Genomic DNA, 20,953 nt, shown 5'->3' on the forward strand with positions numbered 1-20,953 from the left:
CATGATGACCACGCCGAACGAAAAAGTCGTTGCCGCGCTTCGGGCCTCCATCAAGGAGACCGAGCGGCTGCGCCGGCAGAACCAGCAGCTGATCGCGGCTTCCAAGGAGCCGATCGCGATCGTCGCGATGAGCTGCCGCTTCCCCGGCGGCGTGGAGTCACCGGAGGCGCTGTGGCGGTTGGTCGCCGAGGGCGTGGACGCGATCGGCGAGTTCCCGGCCGACCGCGGCTGGCAGCTGGCCGACCTGTACGACGCGGACCCCGACCGCCAGGGCACCTTCTACGCCCGTGGCGGCGGGTTCCTGGCCGGCGCCGACCGGTTCGACCCGGCGTTCTTCGGCATCAGCCCGCGCGAGGCGCTGGCCATGGACCCGCAGCAGCGGCTGCTGCTCGAGACCTCCTGGGAGGCCTTCGAGCGGGCCGGTATCGACCCGGAGACGGTGCGCGGCAGCCGGACCGGCGTCTTCGTCGGGGCCTCCGCCTCCGGCTACGCGGGCGTGACCGACCAACTGCCGGACGGCGTCGAGGGCTACCTGCTGACCGGCAACGCGGCGGCGGTGGTCTCCGGCCGGGTTTCCTACACCTTCGGCTTCGAGGGGCCGGCCGTCACGGTCGACACCGCCTGCTCCTCCTCGCTGGTCTCGCTGCACCTGGCCGTCCAGGCGCTGCGCAACGGCGAGTGTTCGCTGGCGCTGGCCGGCGGCGTGACGGTGCTCGCCACCCCGGACGTGTTCGTCGAGTTCAGCCGGCAGCACGGGCTGGCCGCCGACGGCCGGTGCAAGGCCTTCGCCGCCGGGGCCGACGGCACCGGCTGGTCCGAGGGCGTCGGCATGCTGCTGGTCGAGCGGCTCTCCGACGCCCGCCGCAACGGGCACCCGATCCTCGCCATCGTGCGCGGCTCGGCGGTCAACCAGGACGGTGCTTCGAACGGTCTGACGGCGCCGAACGGGCCGTCGCAGCAGCGGGTGATCCGGCAAGCGCTGTCCAACGCCCGGCTGACGGCCGATCAGGTCGACGCGGTGGAGGCGCACGGCACCGGCACCACCCTGGGCGACCCGATCGAGGCCCAGGCGTTGCTCGCCACCTACGGGCAGGAGCGGGCGGCCGACCGGCCGCTCTGGCTCGGCTCGCTCAAGTCCAACCTCGGTCACACCCAGGCGGCGGCGGGTGTCGCCGGTGTGATCAAGATGGTCATGGCGATGCGGCACGGCGTGCTGCCGAAGACGCTGCACGTGGACGAGCCGTCGCCCCATGTGGACTGGTCGGCGGGCGCGGTCTCGCTGCTGACCGAGACCACCGGGTGGCCGCAGACCGGCGAGCCGCGCCGGGTCGGCATCTCGGCGTTCGGCGTGAGCGGCACCAACGCGCACACCATCCTGGAGCAGGCGCCGTCGGCCGAGGCGGAGCCGGTGGCCGAGCCGGCGGCGTCGCCCTCGGTGCTGCCGGTGGTGCTGTCGGGGCGGGACGCGGGTGCGCTGCGGGAGCAGGCCGAGCGGCTGCTGCCGGTCGTCGCGGACGCCGAACTGGTGGATGTGGCGCACTCGTTGGCGACGGGTCGGGCGGCGCTGGAGCGTCGTGCGGTGGTCGTGGCCGGCGAGCGCGAAGAACTGCTGAGCGGGCTGGCCGCGCTGGCGGCGGGGGAGCCGGCGGGCAACGTCGTCGAGAGCGCCGTCGTCGAGGGCCGGTCGGCGTTCCTGTTCACCGGGCAGGGCAGCCAGCGGGCGGGGATGGGCGCGGAGCTGTACAGCGCTTTCCCGGCGTTCGCGGTGGCGTACGACGCCGTGTGCGCGGAGTTGGACCGGCACCTGGAGACGCCGCTGAAGGATGCTTCGGCGCTGATCGACCAGACCGCGTACACCCAGCCCGCGCTGTTCGCGATCGAGGTGTCGCTGTTCCGCCTCGTCGAATCCTGGGGCCTGCGCCCGGACTTCCTGGCCGGGCACTCGATCGGTGAGCTGGCCGCCGCGCATGTCGCGGGTGTCCTGTCCTTGGCCGACGCCGCGAAGCTGGTGGCGGCGCGTGGTCGTCTGATGCAGGCGCTGCCTTCGGGTGGTGCGATGGTGGCGGTGCAGGCGACCGAGCAGGAGGTGCTGCCGCTGCTGGCGGGCCGCGAGCACGAGATCGGCATCGCCGCCGTCAACGGGCCCACCTCCGTGGTGGTTTCGGGTACTGAGCAGGCCGTGTCGGAGGTCGCCGGACAGCTGGCGGAGCTGGGGCGCAAGACCAAGCGGCTCACCGTGAGCCACGCGTTCCATTCGCCGCTGATGGACCCGATGCTGGCCGAGTTCCGCGCCATCGCCGCGGAGTTGACGTTCAACGCGCCGCAGCTGCCGATCGTCTCCACGCTCGACCAGTCCGCCGACCTGACGTCCCCCGAGTACTGGGTGCGCCACGTCCGTGAGGCCGTCCGCTTCGCCGACGCGATCACCACCCTGGAGCGCGAAGGCGTCCGCACCTTCGTCGAGTTGGGCCCGGACGGGGTGCTCTCGGCGATGGGCCAGGACTGCGCCACCGCCGAGGAAAGCGCATTCACGCCTCTCCTGCGGGCCGGCCGCCCCGAGGCCCGCGCGCTGACCACCGCCCTGGCCCAGGGCTTCGCGCGCGGCCTGGCCGTGGACTGGTCGGCGGTCTTCGCCGGCACCGGCGCCCGCCGGATCGACCTGCCCACCTACCCGTTCCAGCGTCAGCGCTACTGGCTCGAAGGCGGCACCTCGACGGGCGACCCGGCTTCGCTCGGGCTCACCGCCGCCGGGCACCCGCTGCTCGGCGCCAGCGTCGAACTCCCGCACTGGGACGGCCTGGTGTTCACCGGCCGGCTCTCGGTGCAGACCCACCCGTGGCTGGCCGACCATGCCGTGCTGGGCTCGATCCTGCTGCCGGGGACCGCATTCGTCGAGCTGGCGATCCGCACCGGCGACCAGGTGGGCTGCTCGGTGCTGGAGGAGCTGACCCTGGCGGCGCCGCTCGTGTTGCACGAGCACGGCGGCGTCCAACTACGCCTGGCCCTGGGCGCGGTGGACGAGTCGGGTCGGCGACCGCTGAGCCTGCACTCCCGTCCGGAGGACGCCCCGGCGGAAGAGCCGTGGACCCGGCACGCCACCGGTGTGCTCGCACCGGGCACGGCTGCCGAGCCGTCGTTCGAGCTGACCGCCTGGCCGCCGGCCGGCGCGGACGCCGTCGACGTGACCGACCTGTACGAGCGGCTCAGCGCGGCCGGCTTCGGCTACGGGCCGCTCTTCCGCGGCCTGCGGGCGGCCTGGCGGCGAGCGGACGAGGTGTTCGCCGAGGTGGCGCTGCCCGAGGAGGCCCGCGACAGCGCGGCCGCCTTCGGCCTGCACCCCGCGCTGCTGGACGCCGCGCTGCACGCGGTGGGCATCGGCACCCTGCTGGACGACACCGGGCGCGGCCGGCTCCCGTTCTCCTGGAACGGCGTCACCCTGCACGCCTCGGGCGCCGCCGTGCTGCGCGCCCGCCTGTCGCGCACCGGACCGGACGCGATCGCGCTGGAACTGGCCGACGAGACCGGTCGGCCGGTGGCCGCGGTCGATTCGCTGGTGCTGCGCGAGGTGTCCGAGGAGCAGGTGCGCGCTGCCGGTGGCGGGTTCACGGATTCGCTGTTCCGCGTGGCGTGGCAGCCACTCGCGGTCTCGACCGGGTCGGCCGGCGACTGGGCCGCGCTGGGCGCAGCGACGTTCGGTGCGCCGGCTTTCGTCGATTTGGCGGCGCTGGGTGCGTCGGTGGACAGCGGTCTGGCCGTGCCCGAGGTGGTCTTCCTCGCACTGGACGCAGGCACCGAGACTGACACTGCGTCAACTGTCCGCTCCGTCCTGCACCGTGTGCTCGCTGTGGTCCAGGAGTGGCTGGCGGACGAACGTTTCGTGGACTCCCGCCTGGTGCTGGTGACCCGAGGTGCGGTGGCCGCCGACGCGACTGGTCTCAACGACCTGGTGCACGCCCCGCTCTGGGGGTTGGTGCGCTCGGCGCAGTCCGAGAACCCCGGCCGGTTCGTGCTGCTCGACCTTGACGCCGACGGTGCCTCCGGTGCCCTCCTGGCGGGCATGCTGGCGACCGACGAACCGGAACTCGCCGTCCGCGCGGGCGCCGTACGGGTGCCCCGCCTGGCCCGTGCCACCGCTGCCGTCGAGTCGGCGCCGGTCTTCGACGCTGACGGCACGGTCCTGGTGACTGGCGCGTCCGGCACCCTGGGTGGTCTGGTGGCTCGCCACTTGGTGGCGGAGCACGGAGTGCGCAGCCTGCTGCTGGTCTCGCGCCGTGGTGCGGATGCGCCGGGTGCGGCCGAACTGGTGGCCGAGCTTGCCGAGTCGGGTGCCGCCGCGACGGTCGCCGCGTGCGACGTGGCGGACCGTGACGCGCTGGCCGAGCTGTTGGCGGCGCATCCGGTGTCGGCTGTGGTGCACACCGCCGGTGTGCTGGATGACGGAATCGTCTCCTCGCTCACTCCCGAGCGGCTCGACACCGTCCTGCGTCCGAAGCTGGACGCGGCGCTCAACCTGCACGAACTCACTGAGAACCTGAGCGCGTTCGTGCTCTTCTCGTCCGCCGCCGGCACCTTCGGCGGTCCGGGCCAGGGCAACTACGCCGCCGCCAACGTCTTCCTGGACGCCCTGGCCGAGCAGCGCCGGGCCCAGGGGCTCGCTGCTACTTCGCTCGCCTGGGGCTTGTGGGCCGAAGGCGCCGGGATGGCCGCCGCGCTCGGGGACGGCGACGTCGACCGGATGGCGCGCTCCGGCGTCCAGGGGCTGGCCGCCGCCGAAGGCCTGGCGCTGTTCGACGCCGCCCTCGGCGCGGACACCGCGACCCTGATCCCGATGCGGCTGGACCTGGCGGCGTTGAGCAAGGACCCAGCACGGGAGATCGTGCCGCTGTTGCGCGGGCTGCTGCGGGCGCCCGCCCGCCGGGCCGCGCGCGCACTCCAAGCCGGCGGCTCCGAGCTGGCCACCCGCCTGCTGGCACTGCCTGCGGGCGAGCGCGAGGCCGCGCTGCTGGACCTGGTGCGCGCCCGGGTGGCGGCCGTGCTCGGCTACCCGGACGCGAGTGCCGTCGAGGGCAGCCGGGCGTTCAAGGAGCTGGGTTTCGACTCGCTGACCGCCGTCGAGCTGCGCAACGAGCTGAACGGTGTGACCGGCCTGCGGCTCCCGGCGACGCTGGTCTTCGACTACCCGAGCCCGCTCGCGCTGGCCGCCTTCCTGCGGGCCGAGCTGCTGGGCGACGAGGCCGAGACGGCCGTGGCAGGCCCGGTGTTCACGGCGGCGGACGACGAGCCGATCGCGATCGTCGGCATGGCCTGCCGCTACCCGGGCGGGGTGGCCTCGCCGGAGGACCTGTGGCGGCTGGTCTTCGAGGGTGAGGACGCGGTCTCCGGCTTCCCGACCGGCCGTGGCTGGGACCTGGACGGTCTCTACCACCCGGACCCGGACCACCAGGGCACCTCGTACGCCCGTGAAGGCGCTTTCCTGCACGACGCGGGCCTGTTCGACCCGTCCTTCTTCGGCATCTCGCCGCGCGAGGCGCTCGCCATGGACCCGCAGCAGCGGCTGCTGCTGGAGGTCTCCTGGGAGGCGTTCGAGCGCGCGGGCATCGACCCGGCCACCCTGCGCGGCAGCCGGACCGGCGTCTTCGCCGGCCTGATGTACCACGACTACACCAGCGGGATCAGCGAACTGCCCGAGGGCGTCGAGGGCTACCTGGGCACCGGCAACTCCGGCAGCATCGTGTCCGGACGTGTCGCCTACACCTTCGGCCTCGAAGGCCCGGCGGTCACGGTGGACACGGCCTGCTCCTCCTCGCTGGTCGCGCTGCACTGGGCGATCCAGGCGCTGCGGACCGGCGAGTGCACGATGGCGCTGGCCGGCGGCGTGGCCGTGATGGGGACGCCCGAGACCTTCGTCGACTTCAGCCGCCAGCGCGGCCTGGCCGCCGACGGCCGCTGCAAGTCCTTCGCCGCCGCCGCCGACGGCACCGGTTGGGGCGAGGGCGCGGGCATGCTGCTGGTCGAGCGGCTCTCCGACGCGCAGCGCCTCGGGCACCCGGTGCTCGCCGTGGTGCGCGGTTCGGCCGTCAACCAGGACGGCGCCAGCAACGGTCTGACCGCGCCGAACGGCCCGTCCCAGCAGCGGGTGATCCGGCAAGCGCTCTCCAGCGCGGGGCTGACACCCGCTGAGGTCGACGCGGTCGAGGCGCACGGCACCGGCACCACGCTGGGCGACCCGATCGAGGCCCAGGCCCTGCTCGCCACCTACGGCCGCGAGCGGGCACAGGACGAGCCCCTCTGGCTCGGCTCGATCAAGTCCAACATCGGGCACACCCAGGCCGCCGCCGGTGTCGCGGGCATCATCAAGATGGTGATGGCGATGCGCAGCGGTGTGCTGCCGCGCACCCTGCACGTGGACGAGCCGTCGCCGACCATCGACTGGTCGTCCGGCGCGGTCGAGTTGCTGACCGAGGCGCGCCCCTGGCCGGTGACCGGCCGCCCGCGCCGCGCGGCGATCTCCTCCTTCGGCATCAGTGGCACCAACGCGCACACCGTCCTCGAGCAGGCCCCCGAGGCTGCCGAGCCGGCCCGGGCCGCCGCCGAGCCGGTGCGCACGACCGTGCTGCCCTGGCTGCTGTCAGCGAAGGACAGCGACGCGCTGCGGGCCCAGGCCGCGCGGCTGCGCGCCTTCCTGGCGGATCGGCCGACCGGCGGACCGGCCGACCTGGCCTACTCGTTGGCGACCACCCGGGCCCAGCTGGAGCACCGCGCGGTGCTGGTCGCCGAGGACCGTGAGGAACTCCTGGGCGCGCTGGGCGCGTTGGCGTCGGGTGACGCGGCGGCCGGTGTGCTCCGGGGCACGGTGACGCCGGGCAAGCTCGCGTTCCTGTTCACGGGGCAGGGTAGCCAGCGGGCGGGGATGGGCGCCGAACTGTGCAGCGCTTTCCCGGTGTTCGCGGCCGCCTACGACGCCGTGTGCGCGGAGCTGGACCCGCACCTGGAGATGCCGCTCAAGGACGCCGACACGCTGATCGACCAGACCGCGTACACCCAGCCCGCGCTCTTCGCGATCGAGGTGGCGTTGTTCCGGCTGGTCGAGTCCTGGGGCATCCGCCCGGACGTCCTGGCGGGTCACTCGATCGGCGAGCTGGCCGCCGCGCACGTGGCGGGCATCCTGTCACTCGCCGATGCTGCCAAGCTGGTCGCGGCGCGTGGCCGTCTGATGCAGGCGTTGCCCTCGGGTGGCGCGATGGTGGCGGTGCAGGCGACCGAGGACGAGGTGCTGCCGCTGCTGGCGAGCCGCTCGGACGTCGGTGTCGGCGCCGTCAACGGGCCTGCCTCGGTGGTGCTTTCGGGCGCCGAGGCGGTTGTCCTGGAGATCACGGCTCAACTCGCGGCCGAGGGCCGCAAGACCAAGCGCCTCACCGTCAGCCACGCGTTCCACTCGCCGCTGATGGACCCGATGCTGGCCGAGTTCCGCGCGGTCGCCACGGAGTTGACCTTCAACGCGCCGAAGCTGCCGATCGTCTCCACGCTCGATCAGTCCGCCGACCTGACGTCCCCCGAGTACTGGGTGCGCCATGTCCGCGAGGCCGTCCGGTTCGCCGACGCGATCGCCACCCTGGAGGGCCAAGGCGTCCGCACCTTCGTCGAGTTGGGCCCGGACGGGGTGCTCTCGGCGATGGGCCAGGACTGCGCCACCGTTGAGGAAAGCGCTTTCGCGCCTACCCTGCGCGCCGACCGCCCCGAGGCCCGCGCGCTGACCACCGCGCTCGCCGCGCTGCACACCCGTGGCGTGGCCGTGAACTGGACGGCGGTGTTCGCCGGCCGGGATGCCCGCCGGGTGGACCTGCCGACTTACGCATTCCAGCACGAGTGGTACTGGCTGGAGTCTGCGGCGCCGACCTCCGGCAGCACGGCGACCGACCCGGTGGACGCGGAGTTCTGGGACGCGGTGGAGCGCGGCGACCTGGACACCCTCGCGGCGGCGCTCGCCGTCGAGGCCCGGAGCGAAGGGCCGCTGGGCTCGCTGCTGCCCGCGCTGTCGGCCTGGCGCCGGCAGCAGCGCGACCGCTCCACCGTGGACGGCTGGCGCTACCAGGCCGGTTGGCAGCCGATCGCCGACGCCGGCCATGGCGGCCCGGCGGGCCGCTGGCTGGTGGCGGTGCCGGTCGGCGCCGCCGAGGACGCCGCGGTGCTGGACACGTTGCGCCTGCTGACCGATCGCGGCGTCGCGGTGCAGCGGATCGACCTCACCGCGGCGGAGGCCGAGCGCGCCCCGCTCGCCGAGCGCCTGCGGCAGGCGGCCGGCGCCGACCCGGTGGCGGGCGTGCTCTCGCTGCTCGGATTGGACGAGGCGCTGGCCGTGGCCGGGACGCTCGCGCTGGTGCAGGCGCTGGGCGATGCCGCGATCGCGGCGCCGCTGTGGTGCGTGACGCGAGGTGCGGTCGCTACCGGGTCCGCCGAGCGGCTGGCGAACCCCGAGCAGGCCCAACTCTGGGGCCTGGGCCGGGTAGTGGCGCTGGAGCACCCCGACCGCTGGGGCGGTCTGATCGACCTCCCCGAGAACCTGGACGACCGTGCGCTGTCCCGCCTGGCCGGCGTGCTGGGCGGGGCCGGTGGTGAGGACCAGGTCGCCGTCCGCGCGTCCGGTGCCCTCGCTCGCCGCCTGCTGCGCGCCCCGCGCAGTGAGGCGGTCGCCTGGCAGCCGTCCGGCACGGTGCTGGTGACGGGTGGCACCGGGGCGTTGGGCGCCGAGGTGGCGCGCTGGCTGGCCCGCAACGGTGCCGAGCAGTTGCTGCTGGTCGGCCGACGCGGCCCGCAGGCCCCTGGTGCGGAGGAACTGGTCGCCGAGCTGGCCGAGTTGGGCGCGGCCGCGACCGTCGTGGCGTGCGACGTGGCCGACCGTGCGGCGCTGGCTGAGCTGCTGGCGGCCCACCAGGTCTCGGCTGTCTTCCACACCGCCGGCGTGCTCGACGACGGCGTGCTGGACGGCCAGACGGCCGAGCGGTTCGCTGTCGTGGCCCGTCCCAAGGTGGAAGCCGCCCGCAACCTGCACGAACTCACCAGCAGCCTGGGCGCGTTCGTGCTCTTCTCCTCGATCGCCGGTGTCGTCGGCAGCGCCGGTCAGGCCAACTACGCGGCCGCCAACGCCTATCTGGACGCGCTCGCCGAGCAGCGCCGCGCCGACGGCCTGCCCGCCACCTCGATCGCCTGGGGCCCCTGGGCACAGGGCGGCATGGCCGCCGACGAGGCGCTGGCCGAGCGCCTGCGCCGCGGCGGCCTGCACACCATGGCACCGGAGTTGGGACTGGCCTTCCTGCACCGCGCGCTCTCCGTCGGGGACATTGCGGTGACCGCTGCCGACCTGGACTGGGCGCAGTTCGCCCCGGCCTTCGTCGCCGCCCGGCCCAGCCGCCTCTTCGACGGGCTGCCCGAGGCCCGCGCGGCGATCGAGGCGGCCACCCCCGACGCCATCGCCACCTCCGGTGGAGCCGGTGCGCTCGCGCAGCGCCTGGCCGCGCTGCCCGAGGTCGAGCAGCGGCGCGCGCTGCTCGACGTGGTGCGCGGCAACGTGGCGGCCGTGCTCGGCTACAGCAACCCGGAGTCCGTCGAGGTCGGCAAGGCGTTCCGCGAACTCGGCTTCGACTCGCTCACCGCCGTCGAGTTCCGCAACCTGCTGGGCACCGCGACCGGACTGGTGCTGCCCGCCACCCTGGTGTTCGACTACCCGACCACGGCCGCGCTGGCCGACCACCTGCGCGACGAGTTGCTCGGCGGGGTGGTGGCCACTCCGACCGCCGCCGCGCCGACCGCGGTGGATGATGAGCCGATCGCGATCGTTGCGATGAGCTGCCGCTTCCCCGGCGGTGTCGGCTCGCCCGAGGACCTCTGGCAACTGCTGGTCTCCGGCGGCGACGCGATCTCCGGATTCCCGACGGACCGCGACTGGGACCTGGCGTCGCTGTTCGACACCGACACCGACGAGGCACACTCCTCGCACACCCGCAGCGCCGGATTCCTCTACGAGGTCGCGGAGTTCGACCCGACCTTCTTCGGCATCTCGCCGCGTGAGGCGCTGGCGATGGACCCGCAGCAGCGGCTGTTGCTCGAGACCTCCTGGGAGGCGTTCGAGCGGGCCGGCATCGACCCGGCCACGCTGCGCGGCAGCCGGGCCGGCGTCTTCGTCGGCACCAACGGCCAGGACTACCTCCAGCTGGCCATGGACGCCTCCGACGACCTCGCGGGCTTCCTCGGCACCGGCAACGCCGCCAGTGTGGTCTCCGGCCGGCTCTCCTACACCTTCGGCTTGGAGGGCCCGGCGGTCACGGTTGACACCGCGTGCTCCTCCTCGCTGGTCGCCCTGCACCTGGCGGCGCAGGCGCTGCGCAGCGGCGAGTGCACGATGGCGCTGGCCGGTGGTGTGACGGTGATGTCCTCGCCGGGTGCCTTCGTGGAGTTCAGTCGCCAGGGCGGATTGGCCGCCGACGGGCGTTGCAAGCCGTTCGCCGGTGGCGCGGACGGTACGGGCTGGGGTGAGGGTGTCGGCATGCTGCTCGTGGAGCGGCTCTCCGAGGCTCAGCGCCTCGGGCACCCGGTGCTCGCGGTCGTGCGTGGAAGCGCTGTCAACCAGGACGGAGCCAGCAACGGTCTGACCGCCCCGAACGGTCCCTCGCAGCAGCGGGTGATCCGGCAAGCGCTTTCCAACGCAGGCCTGACGGCGGACCAGGTCGACGCGGTCGAGGCGCACGGCACCGGCACCAAGCTGGGTGACCCGATCGAGGCCCAGGCTCTGCTGGCCACCTACGGGCAGGACCGGGCGGTCGACCGGCCGCTCTGGCTCGGCTCGATCAAGTCGAACATCGGTCACACCCAGGCCGCCGCTGGTGTCGCGGGCATCATCAAGATGGTGCTGGCGATGCGCCATGGTGTGCTGCCGCAGAGCCTGCACATCGACGAGCCGACCCCGCATGTGGACTGGTCGGCGGGCGCGGTGGCGCTGCTCGCGGAGAACCAGGTGTGGCCGGAGACCGGGCGGCCGCGCCGGGCCGGCGTCTCCTCCTTCGGTCTCAGCGGTACCAACGCCCACGTCGTCCTGGAGCAAGCACCGGCCGCCGCTGTGGACGCGGTGGCCGAGCCGGCAGCCCCGGCCCCGGCGGCCCTCCCGCTGGTGATCTCCGCACGCACCGAGCCGGCGCTGCGAGCGCAGGCGGAGCGGCTGCGCACCTTCCTGGCGGACCGGCCGGAGACCGAACCGGTCGATGTGGCCTACTCGTTGGCGACCAGCCGGGCTCAGCTGGAGCACCGCGCGGTGCTGGTCGCCGAGGACCGCGAGGAACTCCTGAACACGCTCGGCGCGTTGGCGTCGGGCGACGCGGCCACCGGTGCGGTCCGGGGCACGGGGACGCCGGGCAAGCTCGCGTTCCTCTTCACCGGCCAGGGCAGCCAGCGACTCGGCATGGGCGCCGAACTGTACAGCGCTTTCCCGACGTTCGCGGCGGCCTACGACGCGGTCTGCGCGGAGCTGGACCGGCACCTGGAGACGCCGCTGAAGGACGCCGACGCGCTGATCGACCAGACCGCGTACACGCAGCCCGCCCTGTTCGCGGTCGAGGTGGCGCTGTTCCGGCTGGTGAAGTCCTGGGGCCTGCGCCCCGATGTCCTGGCGGGTCACTCGATCGGTGAGCTGGCGGCCGCGCATGTGGCGGGTGTGTTCTCGCTGGGCGACGCCGCGAAGCTGGTGGCGGCGCGTGGTCGTCTGATGCAGGCGCTGCCCTCGGGTGGCGCGATGGTGGCGGTGCAGGCCGCCGAGACGGATGTGCTGCCGTTCCTCGCGGACCGCTCGGACGTCGGTATCGCCGCCGTCAACGGTCCGACCTCGGTGGTGCTTTCGGGTGCCGAGGCGGCCGTCCTGGAGGTGGCCGAGAAGCTGGCCGCCGAGGGCCGTAAGACGAAGCGCCTCACCGTCAGCCACGCGTTCCACTCGCCGCTGATGGACCCGATGCTCGCCGAGTTCCGGTCCATCGCCGCAGAGTTGACGTTCAACGCGCCGCAGATCCCGATCGTCTCCACTCTCGACCAGTCCGCCGATCTGACCTCGCCCGAGTACTGGGTGCGTCACGTCCGCGAGGCCGTCCGCTTCGCCGACGCGATCGTGACCCTGGAGCGCGAGGGCGTTCGCACCTTCCTGGAGCTGGGCCCGGACGGCACCCTCACCGCGCTGGCGCAGGAGTGCGCCATCGCCGAGGAAAGCGCTTTCACGCCGACCCTGCGGGCCAACCGCCCCGAGGCCCGGACGATCACGACCGCGCTCGCCCTGGCCCACGCGAACGGCGCGGCCGTCGACTGGCCGGCCTACTTCGCCGGCACCGGCGCCCACCGGATCGACCTGCCCACCTACGCCTTCCAGCGCGAACGCTACTGGGTGCAGCCCGCCCTGACCGCTGCCGCCGGCGCCGCCGGTGCGGATGTCGCCTCGGCCGGCCTGGCCTCCGCCGAGCACCCGCTGCTGGGCGCGGCCGTCGAACTGCCCGACTCCGACGGGTTCCTGTTCACCGGCCGGCTCGCCCTGCGCACCCACCCCTGGCTGGCCGACCACGCGGTGGGCGACACCGTGGTGCTGCCCGGGGCGGCGTTCGTCGAGCTCGCCATCCGGGCCGGCGACCAGGTGGGTTGCGACCTGGTCGAGGAACTGACGGTGGAGGTGCCGCTGGTGCTGCCCGAGGAGGCCGCGCTTCAGCTGCAGCTGGTCGTCGGCGGTCCGGACAGCGCGGGCCGCCGGTCGCTGAACCTCTACGGGCGACCCGACGAGGCGGCGCCGGCCGAGCCGTGGACCCGGCACGCGAGCGGCACCCTGGCCAGCGCCACTGCCACCGCCACCGCCACCCTCGCCACGCCGCTCGACCCGGCCGCCGCGTGGCCGCCGGCCGGGGCCGTCGAGCTGCCGGTCGAAGGCCGCTACGAGCGGCTGGCGCTGGCCGGTCTGTGCTACGGGCCCGCGTTCCAGGGCCTGCGCAAGGCCTGGCAGCACGAGGACGCGATCTACGCGACCGTCCAGCTGCCGGAGGAGCTGCAGCCGCAGGCGGGCGCCTACGGCCTGCACCCGGCGCTGCTTGACGCCGCCTTGCAGGCCTTGGCGCTCACCCCCGCACCGGGTACGGCCGACCCGGCCCGGGACGAGCCGCAGAGCCGGCACCCGTTCGCCTGGCGCGGCCTCGCCCTGCACGCCGCCGGCGCCTCGGCGCTGCGGGTGCGGCTCACGCCCACGGGTACGGATGCGGTGTCGCTGACCGTGGCGGACAGCTCGGGTGCGCCGGTCGCCTCGGTGGACTCGCTGGAACTGCGCCCGGTTTCGGCCGAGCAGCTCAGCCGGGGCACGGCGGCCGGTCGGCACGACGCGCTCTTCCGGGTCGACTGGACGCCGCTGCCGCATCTGCAGTCGCAGTCGCAGTCGGCGCCGGCCGCGACCCGTCGCGCCACGAGCTGGGCGGTGCTCGGCGCCGACCAGCTCAAGATCGGGGCGACGCTCGAACTGACCGGTGAGCAGACCGAGTTCTACGCCGACCTGGCCGAGCTGAGCGCAGCCGTCGCAGCCGGCCGGCCCGCACCGGACGCCGTCGTGGCGGCCTTCCCAGCGGCGTTCCCCGCAGCCTTCCCGGTAGCGCCGGGCGACAGCGGGAAGCTCGCGGCCGAGGTCCACGCGGCGACCCAACAGGCCCTCGGCCTGGTGCAGGGCGTGCTCGCCGACGACCGGCTCGCCGCGTCCCGCCTGGTGCTGGTGACCAGCGGCGCGGTGGCGGCCGGCTCCGGTGACGGGGCGATCGACCTGGTCCACGCCCCGATCTGGGGCCTGGTGCGGGCCGCCCGGCTCGAGAACCAGGACCGCTTCGTGCTGGTGGACCTGGACGACGACGAGGAGTCCCGCCGCCTGCTGCCGCTCGCGGTCGCCGGCGGCGAGCACGAGTTCGCGCTGCGCGCGGGCACCGTGCGGGTGCCCAGGCTGGCCCGGGTCGCCCGTCCGGCCGCGAGCGACGAACAGCTGCCCACAGCAGGCGAGTTGAACCCCGAGGGCACGGTGCTGATCACCGGCGCCACCGGCGGACTCGGTGCGCTGCTCGCCCGCCACCTGGTGACCGAGCGCGGCGTCCGCCACCTGCTGCTGGCCGGTCGGCGTGGCCTCGCCGCCGAGGGTGCGGCCGAACTGGTCGCCGAACTGGGTGACTTGGGCGCCGAGGTGACGATGGCGGCCTGTGACGTGGCCGACCGCGAGGAGCTGGCCGAGCTGCTGGCCCAGGTGCCCGCCGAGCATCCGCTGACGGCCGTGGTGCACACCGCCGCCGTGCTGGACGACGGCGTGATCGGCGGGCTCACCCCCGAGCGGGTCGAGCGGGTGCTGCGCCCCAAGGTGGACGCGGCGGTGCACCTGCACGAACTCACCGCGCACCTGGACCTGGACGCGTTCGTGCTCTTCTCGGCCGCCGCCGGCACGCTGGGCGGCGCGGGGCTGGGCAGCTACGGTGCGGCCAACGTCTTCCTGGACGCACTCGCCCGCCACCGCCACGCCCAGGGCCTGGCCGCGGTCTCGCTGGTCTGGGGCATGTGGGCCGAACGGCGGGGCATGGCAGGCCGGTTGAGCGAGGTGGACCTGGCCAGGTCGGCGCGCGGCGGGGTGCTCCCGATGACCGCCGAGCAGGGACTGGCCCTCTTCGACGACGCCCTCGCGGTCAGCGGCGAGCCGGTGCTGGTGCCGATGCACCTGGACCTGCGGGCGCTGCGTGCGCTGGCGACGGTGCCTGACGCGTTGCCCGGGCCGTTCCAGGGTCTGGTCCGCATGCCGGCCCGTCGTGCGGTCGCGAGCGCGGCCCCGGCCGAGGTCGAGCAGGCCACGCTGGCACAGAAGTTGGCCGGCCTGTCGACGACCGAGCAGCGACGACTGGTGCTCGATCTGGTGCGTGGCGATGTGGTGGCCGTGCTCGGCTACACCTCGGTGGAGCTGGTCGGTGCCGGGCAGGCCTTCCGCGAGCTGGGCTTCGACTCGTTGACCGCCGTCGAGTTGCGCAACCGGCTGACCGAGGCCACCGGGCTGCGGCTGCCCGCGACCCTGGTCTTCGACCACCCGACGCCCACCCTGCTGGCCGAGTTCCTGCTGGCCGAGCTGGCTCCGGCCGGCGAGCCGGCGGCGCCCCAACTCCTCGAGGAGCTCGACCGGCTGGAGGCGGCAGTCGCCTCGCTCAGCGCGGACGAGCACACCGCCGTCGCCCCTGACGACGCCGCCCACGCACAGATCGCGGTCCGCCTGCAGACCCTGCTGGCGAGCTGGAACGCCGCTCGCGGCGCCGACGAGAGCGCGGACGCGGCGGGCATCGACGAGGCCAGCGACGACGAGATCTTCGACTACATCGACAAGAAGTTCGGCAGGGGCTGAGCGGCGTGCCCGCCGTGCTCCGCACCCCCACCCCCTACCCCGACGATCCGAATGGGCAGCGCTCCGATGGCCAATGAAGACAAGCTCCGCGAATACCTCAAGCGGGTACTGAAGGACCTCGACGAGGCCCACACCCAACTGCGCGACCTGGACGAGAAGGCCCGCGAGCCGATCGCGATCGTCGCCATGAGCTGCCGCTTCCCCGGCGGTGTGCAGAGCCCGGAGGAGCTGTGGGAGTTCGTCGCCTCGGGCGGTGACGCGATCTCCGGCTTCCCGACCGACCGCGGCTGGGACATCGAGGGGCTGTACGACCCGGACCCCGACGCGCAGGGCGCCTCCTACACCCGCGAGGGCGGCTTCCTGGCAGGCATCGACGGCTTCGACGCCGCGCTGTTCGGCATCACGCCGCGCGAGGCCCTCGCCATGGACCCGCAGCAGCGCCTGCTGCTCGAGACCTCCTGGGAGCTGTTCGAGCGGGCCGGCATCGACCCGACGACGCTGCGCGGCAGCCGCACCGGTGTCTTCGTCGGCACCAACGGGCAGGACTACACCCCGGTCCTGATGCGCTCGAGCGAGAACTTCGAGGGCCACCTGGGCACCGGCAACACCGCGAGCGTGATGTCCGGGCGGCTCTCCTACACCTTCGGCCTGGAGGGCCCGGCGGTCACCGTCGACACCGCCTGCTCGGCCTCGCTGGTCTCGCTGCACCTGGCGGTGCAGGCGCTGCGCACCGGCGAGTGCACGCTGGCGCTGGCCGGCGGCATCACCGTGATGCCCAACCCGGGCACCATCATCGAGTTCAGCCGCCAGCGCGGGCTGGCCGCCGACGGCCGCTGCAAGTCCTTCGCCGGGGCGGCCGACGGCACCAACATGGCCGAGGGCGTGGGCCTGCTGCTGGTCGAGCGGCTCTCCGACGCCCGGCGCAACGGGCACCAGGTGCTCGCCGTGGTCCAGGGCAGCGCGGTCAACCAGGACGGCGCAAGCAACGGCTTGACCGCCCCCAACGGCCCGTCCCAGCAGCGGGTGATCCGGCAAGCGCTGTCCAACGCCCGGCTGACGGCCGACCAGATCGACGTGGTCGAGGGGCACGGCACCGGTACCAAGCTCGGCGACCCGATCGAGGCCCAGGCGTTGCTCGCCACCTACGGCCGGGGCCGTCCCGAGGACCGGCCCCTCTGGCTGGGCTCGGTGAAGTCCAACCTCGGGCACACCCAGGCGGCGGCCGGTGTCGCGGGCGTGATCAAGATGGTGATGGCCCTGCGGCACGGCGTGCTGCCCCGCACCCTGCACGTGGACGAGCCGAGCCCGCAGGTGGACTGGTCGGCCGGCGCGGTCGCGCTGCTGACGGAGAACCAGCCGTGGCCCGAGACCGGACGCCCGCGCCGGGCCGCGGTCTCCTCCTTCGGCATCAGCGGCACCAACGCGCACACCGTGCTGGAGCAGGCCCCCGCCGAGGACACCCCCACGGCCGCCGCCGGGCCCGCGCGCTCGCCGCATGCCGTGCTCCCGGTGCCGCTCTCCGGCAAGAGCGACGAGGCGCTGCGCGCCCAGGCGGCGCGGCTGCACGAGTTCCTGGACACCCGACCGGCTCTCACCGCGCACGAGGTGGCGCACGCGCTGGCGACCACCCGGGCGGCGCTGGACCGCCGCGCGGTCGTGGTGGCCGCAGACCGTGCCGAACTGCTCAGCGGCCTGGCGGCGTTGGCGTCCGGCTCGGCCGCCCGGCAACTGGTCCGGGGCACTGCGGGCGAGGGCAAGCTGGCCTTCCTCTTCACCGGCCAGGGCAGCCAGCGGGCGGGCATGGGCGCCGAGCTGTATCGCGCTTTCCCGGTGTTCGCGACTGCCTACGACGAGATCTGCACGGAGCTGGACCGGCACCTGGCGACGCCGCTCAAGGACGCCGACGCGCTGATCGACCAGACCGCCTACACCCAGCCCGCGCTCTTCGCGATCGAGGTCGCGCTGTTCCGCCTCCTCGAATCCTGGGGCCTGCGCCCCGACTTCCTGGCCGGGCACTCGATCGGTGAGCTGGCCGCCGCGCACGTCGCGGGCATCCTCTCGCTCGCCGACGCGGCCGAACTGGTCGCCGCGCGCGGCCGCCTGATGCAGCAACTGCCGGCCGGCGGCGCGATGGTGGCCGTCCAGGCGACCGAGGACGAGGTACTGCTGCTGCTCGACGGCCGCGAGCACGAGATCGGCATCGCCGCCGTCAACGGGCCCACCTCGGTGGTGATCTCGGGCGTCGAGGCGGTTGTTCTGGAGGTCGCCGAGGAGCTGGCCGCCGAGGGCTGCAAGACGAAGCGCCTGACGGTCAGTCACGCGTTCCACTCGCCGCTGATGGACCCGATGCTGGCCGAGTTCCGTGCCATCGCCGAGGGGTTGACCTTCAACCCGCCGCAGCTGCCGATCGTCTCCACGCTCGACCAGCAGGCCGACCTGACCTCGCCCGAGTACTGGGTCCGCCACGTCCGCGAGGCCGTCCGGTTCGCCGACGCCGTCCAGACCCTGGAGCGCCAGGGCACCCGCACCTTCCTCGAACTGGGCCCCGACGGCACCCTCACCGCACTCGGCAAGGAGAGCGCCGGCAACGGCATCTTCGCGCCCGTGCTGCGCCGCGACCGTCCCGAGACCCAGGCGGTGATCCGGGCGCTCGCCGAGGCGCACGCCAGTGGCATCGGCGTCGACTGGTCGGCCTTCTTCGCCGGCAGCGACGCCCGCCGGGTCGACCTGCCCACCTACGCCTTCCAGCGCCGCCGCTTCTGGCCCGAGGAGGCAGCGGACGAGCAGCCGGCGCCGCTCGCCGTGGACGAGCAGTTCTGGGCCGCCGTCCAGAGCGAGGACCTGGCCGCGCTGCTCGCCACCCTGGGCCTGGACGGCGACCAGCCGCTCAGCGCGGCGCTGCCCGCGATGTCCTCCTGGTTCCAGAGCCGGCACGAAGGGCAGCCCGCGGCGGCGCCGACCACCACCACGGACCGGGCCGCCGAGCCGGAGATGACAGACCCGGACGACGCCGACGCCCCGCTGGCGGTCCGCCTGGCGCGGATGGCCGAGTTCGAGCGCGAGAGCGTGGTCCTCGCCCTGGTCCGGACCGAGGCGGCGTTCATCCTCGGCTTCGGCGGACCGGAGGAGATCGAGCCCGGCCAGGCGTTCAAGGACCTCGGCGTGGACTCGCTGCTGGCGGTGCTGCTGCGCGACGGCCTGGCGGATGCCACCGGCCTGTCGCTGCCCGCCTCGCTGGTCTTCGACCAGCCGACGCCGGCCCTGCTCGCGGCCTACCTGCGCAAGGAACTGCTGGCCGGCGGCGAGGACCCGGACAGCGCGGTGACCGAGGAGCTCGACCGGCTGGAGGCCGCGCTGGCCGCGAGCACCCCCGACGGCGTCACCCGGGCCCGGCTGCAGATGCGCCTGAACGCCCTGGCCGCCCGGCTCGGCGAGGCCCAGCAGCCTGCGGCGGAGGCCGCCTCGGCCGACGCCGACCAGGCGGAGATCGACGGTCTCGACGAGGCCTCGGACGAGGAGCTGTTCGCCTTCATCAACGACCTCGCCTGAGCTGCCCGTCGGTCCGGCTGCCCATGGGGGCGGCCGGACCGACGGTCTCGGCGCGGTTGGCTCAGTCTCAGTTGACCTGGCGCCGCGCCAAGACCCCTCGGGACATCTCGACGTCACTCTGCCCCATCATTCACGGGCGGCCCCGGGGAGATCCGGGCCGCGATCGGCAGCTCCGAGCCGGCGGACGCCGCGCCACCCGGCTGGGGGATCACCGGTCGTGGTGGGTCGGCTGCGCGGCTTTGCTTGGTGGGTGGATGCCCGGTCGGCCGACCGGGCATTCGCGCAGTGAGCAGAGAGCACAGCGAGAACCGGGAGTCCGCCATGTCGTCCACGGGTGCCGAGCCGCCGTCCGAGCGCCCGAACGATGACGAGCTGGCGGAACTCCGGCGGCGGGTGGCCCAGTTGGAGACCACGACCGCACCGGAGGCCCCATCGCACCACCGGCTGCGGACCACCGGGTCGGTGCTGCTGATCATCATCGCCTCGGTGCTGTCGCTGCTGTCCGTGCTCTCCGTCTGGGCACAGGACCAGGTGACGGACACCGATCGCTTCGTCGCCACCATGGCGCCGCTGGCGCGCGACCCCCAGGTCCAGGCCGCGGTCTCCGACCGGGTGACCACCGTGGTCGTGCAGCAGATCAACGTCCCCGGCCTGGTGAACCAGCTCTCCCAGGCCGCCGCCCAGAACGGCGTCCCGCCGCAGGCCGCCAATCTGATCAACGGGCTCAGCGGCCCGATCGGCAGCGGTCTGAACAGCCTCGTCGGCGCAGCGGTCGACCGGGTCGTCACCAGCGACGCGTTCGCGTCGATCTGGGCCAACGCCATCCGCGCCGCCCACTCCTCGATCGAGAAGGCGCTCACCGGCCAGGGCGGCGGCGCCATCCAGCTCACGAACAACGAGGTCAACATCGACCTCGGGCCGGTGATCGACCAGGTGAAGGCCCAGCTGGTCAGCTCGGGATTCTCGCTCGCCGGCAGTATCCCGACCGTGCACACCCAGTTCACCGTCTTCGCGTCGCCGCAGATCGCCAAGATCAGGTCGGGCTTCCGGCTGCTGCAGATCCTCGGCAACTGGCTCCCGGTCATCGCGGTGCTGGTCGCGGCCGGGGGCGTCTACCTCGCCTGGAACCGGCGCAGAGCGCTGATCGGGGCGGCCCTCGGGATCGCGGCGGCGATGCTGCTGCTCGGGGTCGCACTGGCCGTCTTCCGCTCCTACTTCCTGGACCAGCTGCCCACCGACGCCTCCCCGGCGGCGGCCGGCGCCGTCTACGACGCGCTGGTGCACTTCCTGCGGCAGGCGGTGCGGTCGGTCGGCGTGCTGGCGATGCTCGTGGCGCTCGGGGCCTTCCTGATCGGCCCGTCCCGCGTCGCGACGACCGTGCGTGAAGCGGGCAGCGCCGGGGTCGGCGGGGTTCGCCGGGTCGCGGAGTCGATCGGGTTCCGTGCCGGACCGGTCGAGCCGTTCGTCCGCCGTCACAAGCGCTGGATCGGGATCGCGATTCTGCTGATCGCCGCCGCGATCTTCATCACGGTGGATCATCCGACGGGCCTGGTCATCATCTGGTTCGCCGTCGCGGTGCTGGCCGCGTTCGGGATCCGCGAGTTCCTGGCTCCGGGCCCGGGCCTGGCACAGCCGGGCATTGCCCCGCAGCCCGACAGCGACCCGCAGCCGGGCACAGGCCCGCAGCCCGGCACCGGTACCGAGGACGGCTGAGCTGCCCGTCCGGCGCGCCCGTCAGGACCTGGCGCCTCACCTGCTGTGCCGCAGCACCCACAGCGCGCCACGGTCGGCCGCCGCGCACCGCCGCCGCACCTTGTGCCGCCGGGTCCGGCCGACCCGGACCGTCGGGGTGAGCGCCGAGCACCCGAAACCGCCCCGGGTCGGCGCCACGGCGACGTGACTCGGCACCAGCGTCGGGCGCGCCGACCCCGGCGAGAACGTCTCGTTCATCGTCTCTCCCACGCAAACGGTGGTCTGTCTTCTCTTCTA

4 protein-coding genes are annotated in these 20,953 nt (G+C 73.9%); 3 read left to right on the top strand and 1 reads right to left on the bottom strand.

The genetic code is table 11. From position 1 onward, the window contains the following. Window positions 1-4: 4 nt before the first annotated feature. The 3 genes from P3T41_RS33030 to P3T41_RS33040 all read left to right on the top strand — a co-directional run bounded on the left by P3T41_RS33030 (window position 5) and on the right by P3T41_RS33040 (window position 20,677). A complete protein-coding gene (locus P3T41_RS33030; RefSeq protein WP_348533717.1) occupies window positions 5-15,415 on the top strand; it encodes a type I polyketide synthase in 15,411 nt (5,136 codons plus the stop codon). A gap of 66 nt (window positions 15,416-15,481) precedes the next feature. After that, complete coding sequence (locus P3T41_RS33035; RefSeq protein ID WP_280694295.1) at window positions 15,482-18,964, top strand: beta-ketoacyl synthase N-terminal-like domain-containing protein; 3,483 nt, start codon at window positions 15,482-15,484, stop codon at window positions 18,962-18,964. A gap of 321 nt (window positions 18,965-19,285) precedes the next feature. Beyond that, a complete protein-coding gene (locus P3T41_RS33040; RefSeq protein WP_280694296.1) occupies window positions 19,286-20,677 on the top strand; it encodes a hypothetical protein in 1,392 nt (463 codons plus the stop codon). 36 nt (window positions 20,678-20,713) lie between these two features. On the opposite strand, the gene P3T41_RS33045 is transcribed toward P3T41_RS33040, so the two are convergent. Beyond that, entirely contained in the window at window positions 20,714-20,914 is a 201-nt protein-coding gene (locus tag P3T41_RS33045; protein WP_280694297.1) for a hypothetical protein, read from the bottom strand. Between the last annotated feature and the right edge of the window lie 39 nt (window positions 20,915-20,953).

The sequence above is a fragment of the Kitasatospora sp. GAS204B genome, from assembly GCF_029892155.1.
Classification (GTDB): Bacteria; Actinomycetota; Actinomycetes; order Streptomycetales; family Streptomycetaceae; genus Kitasatospora.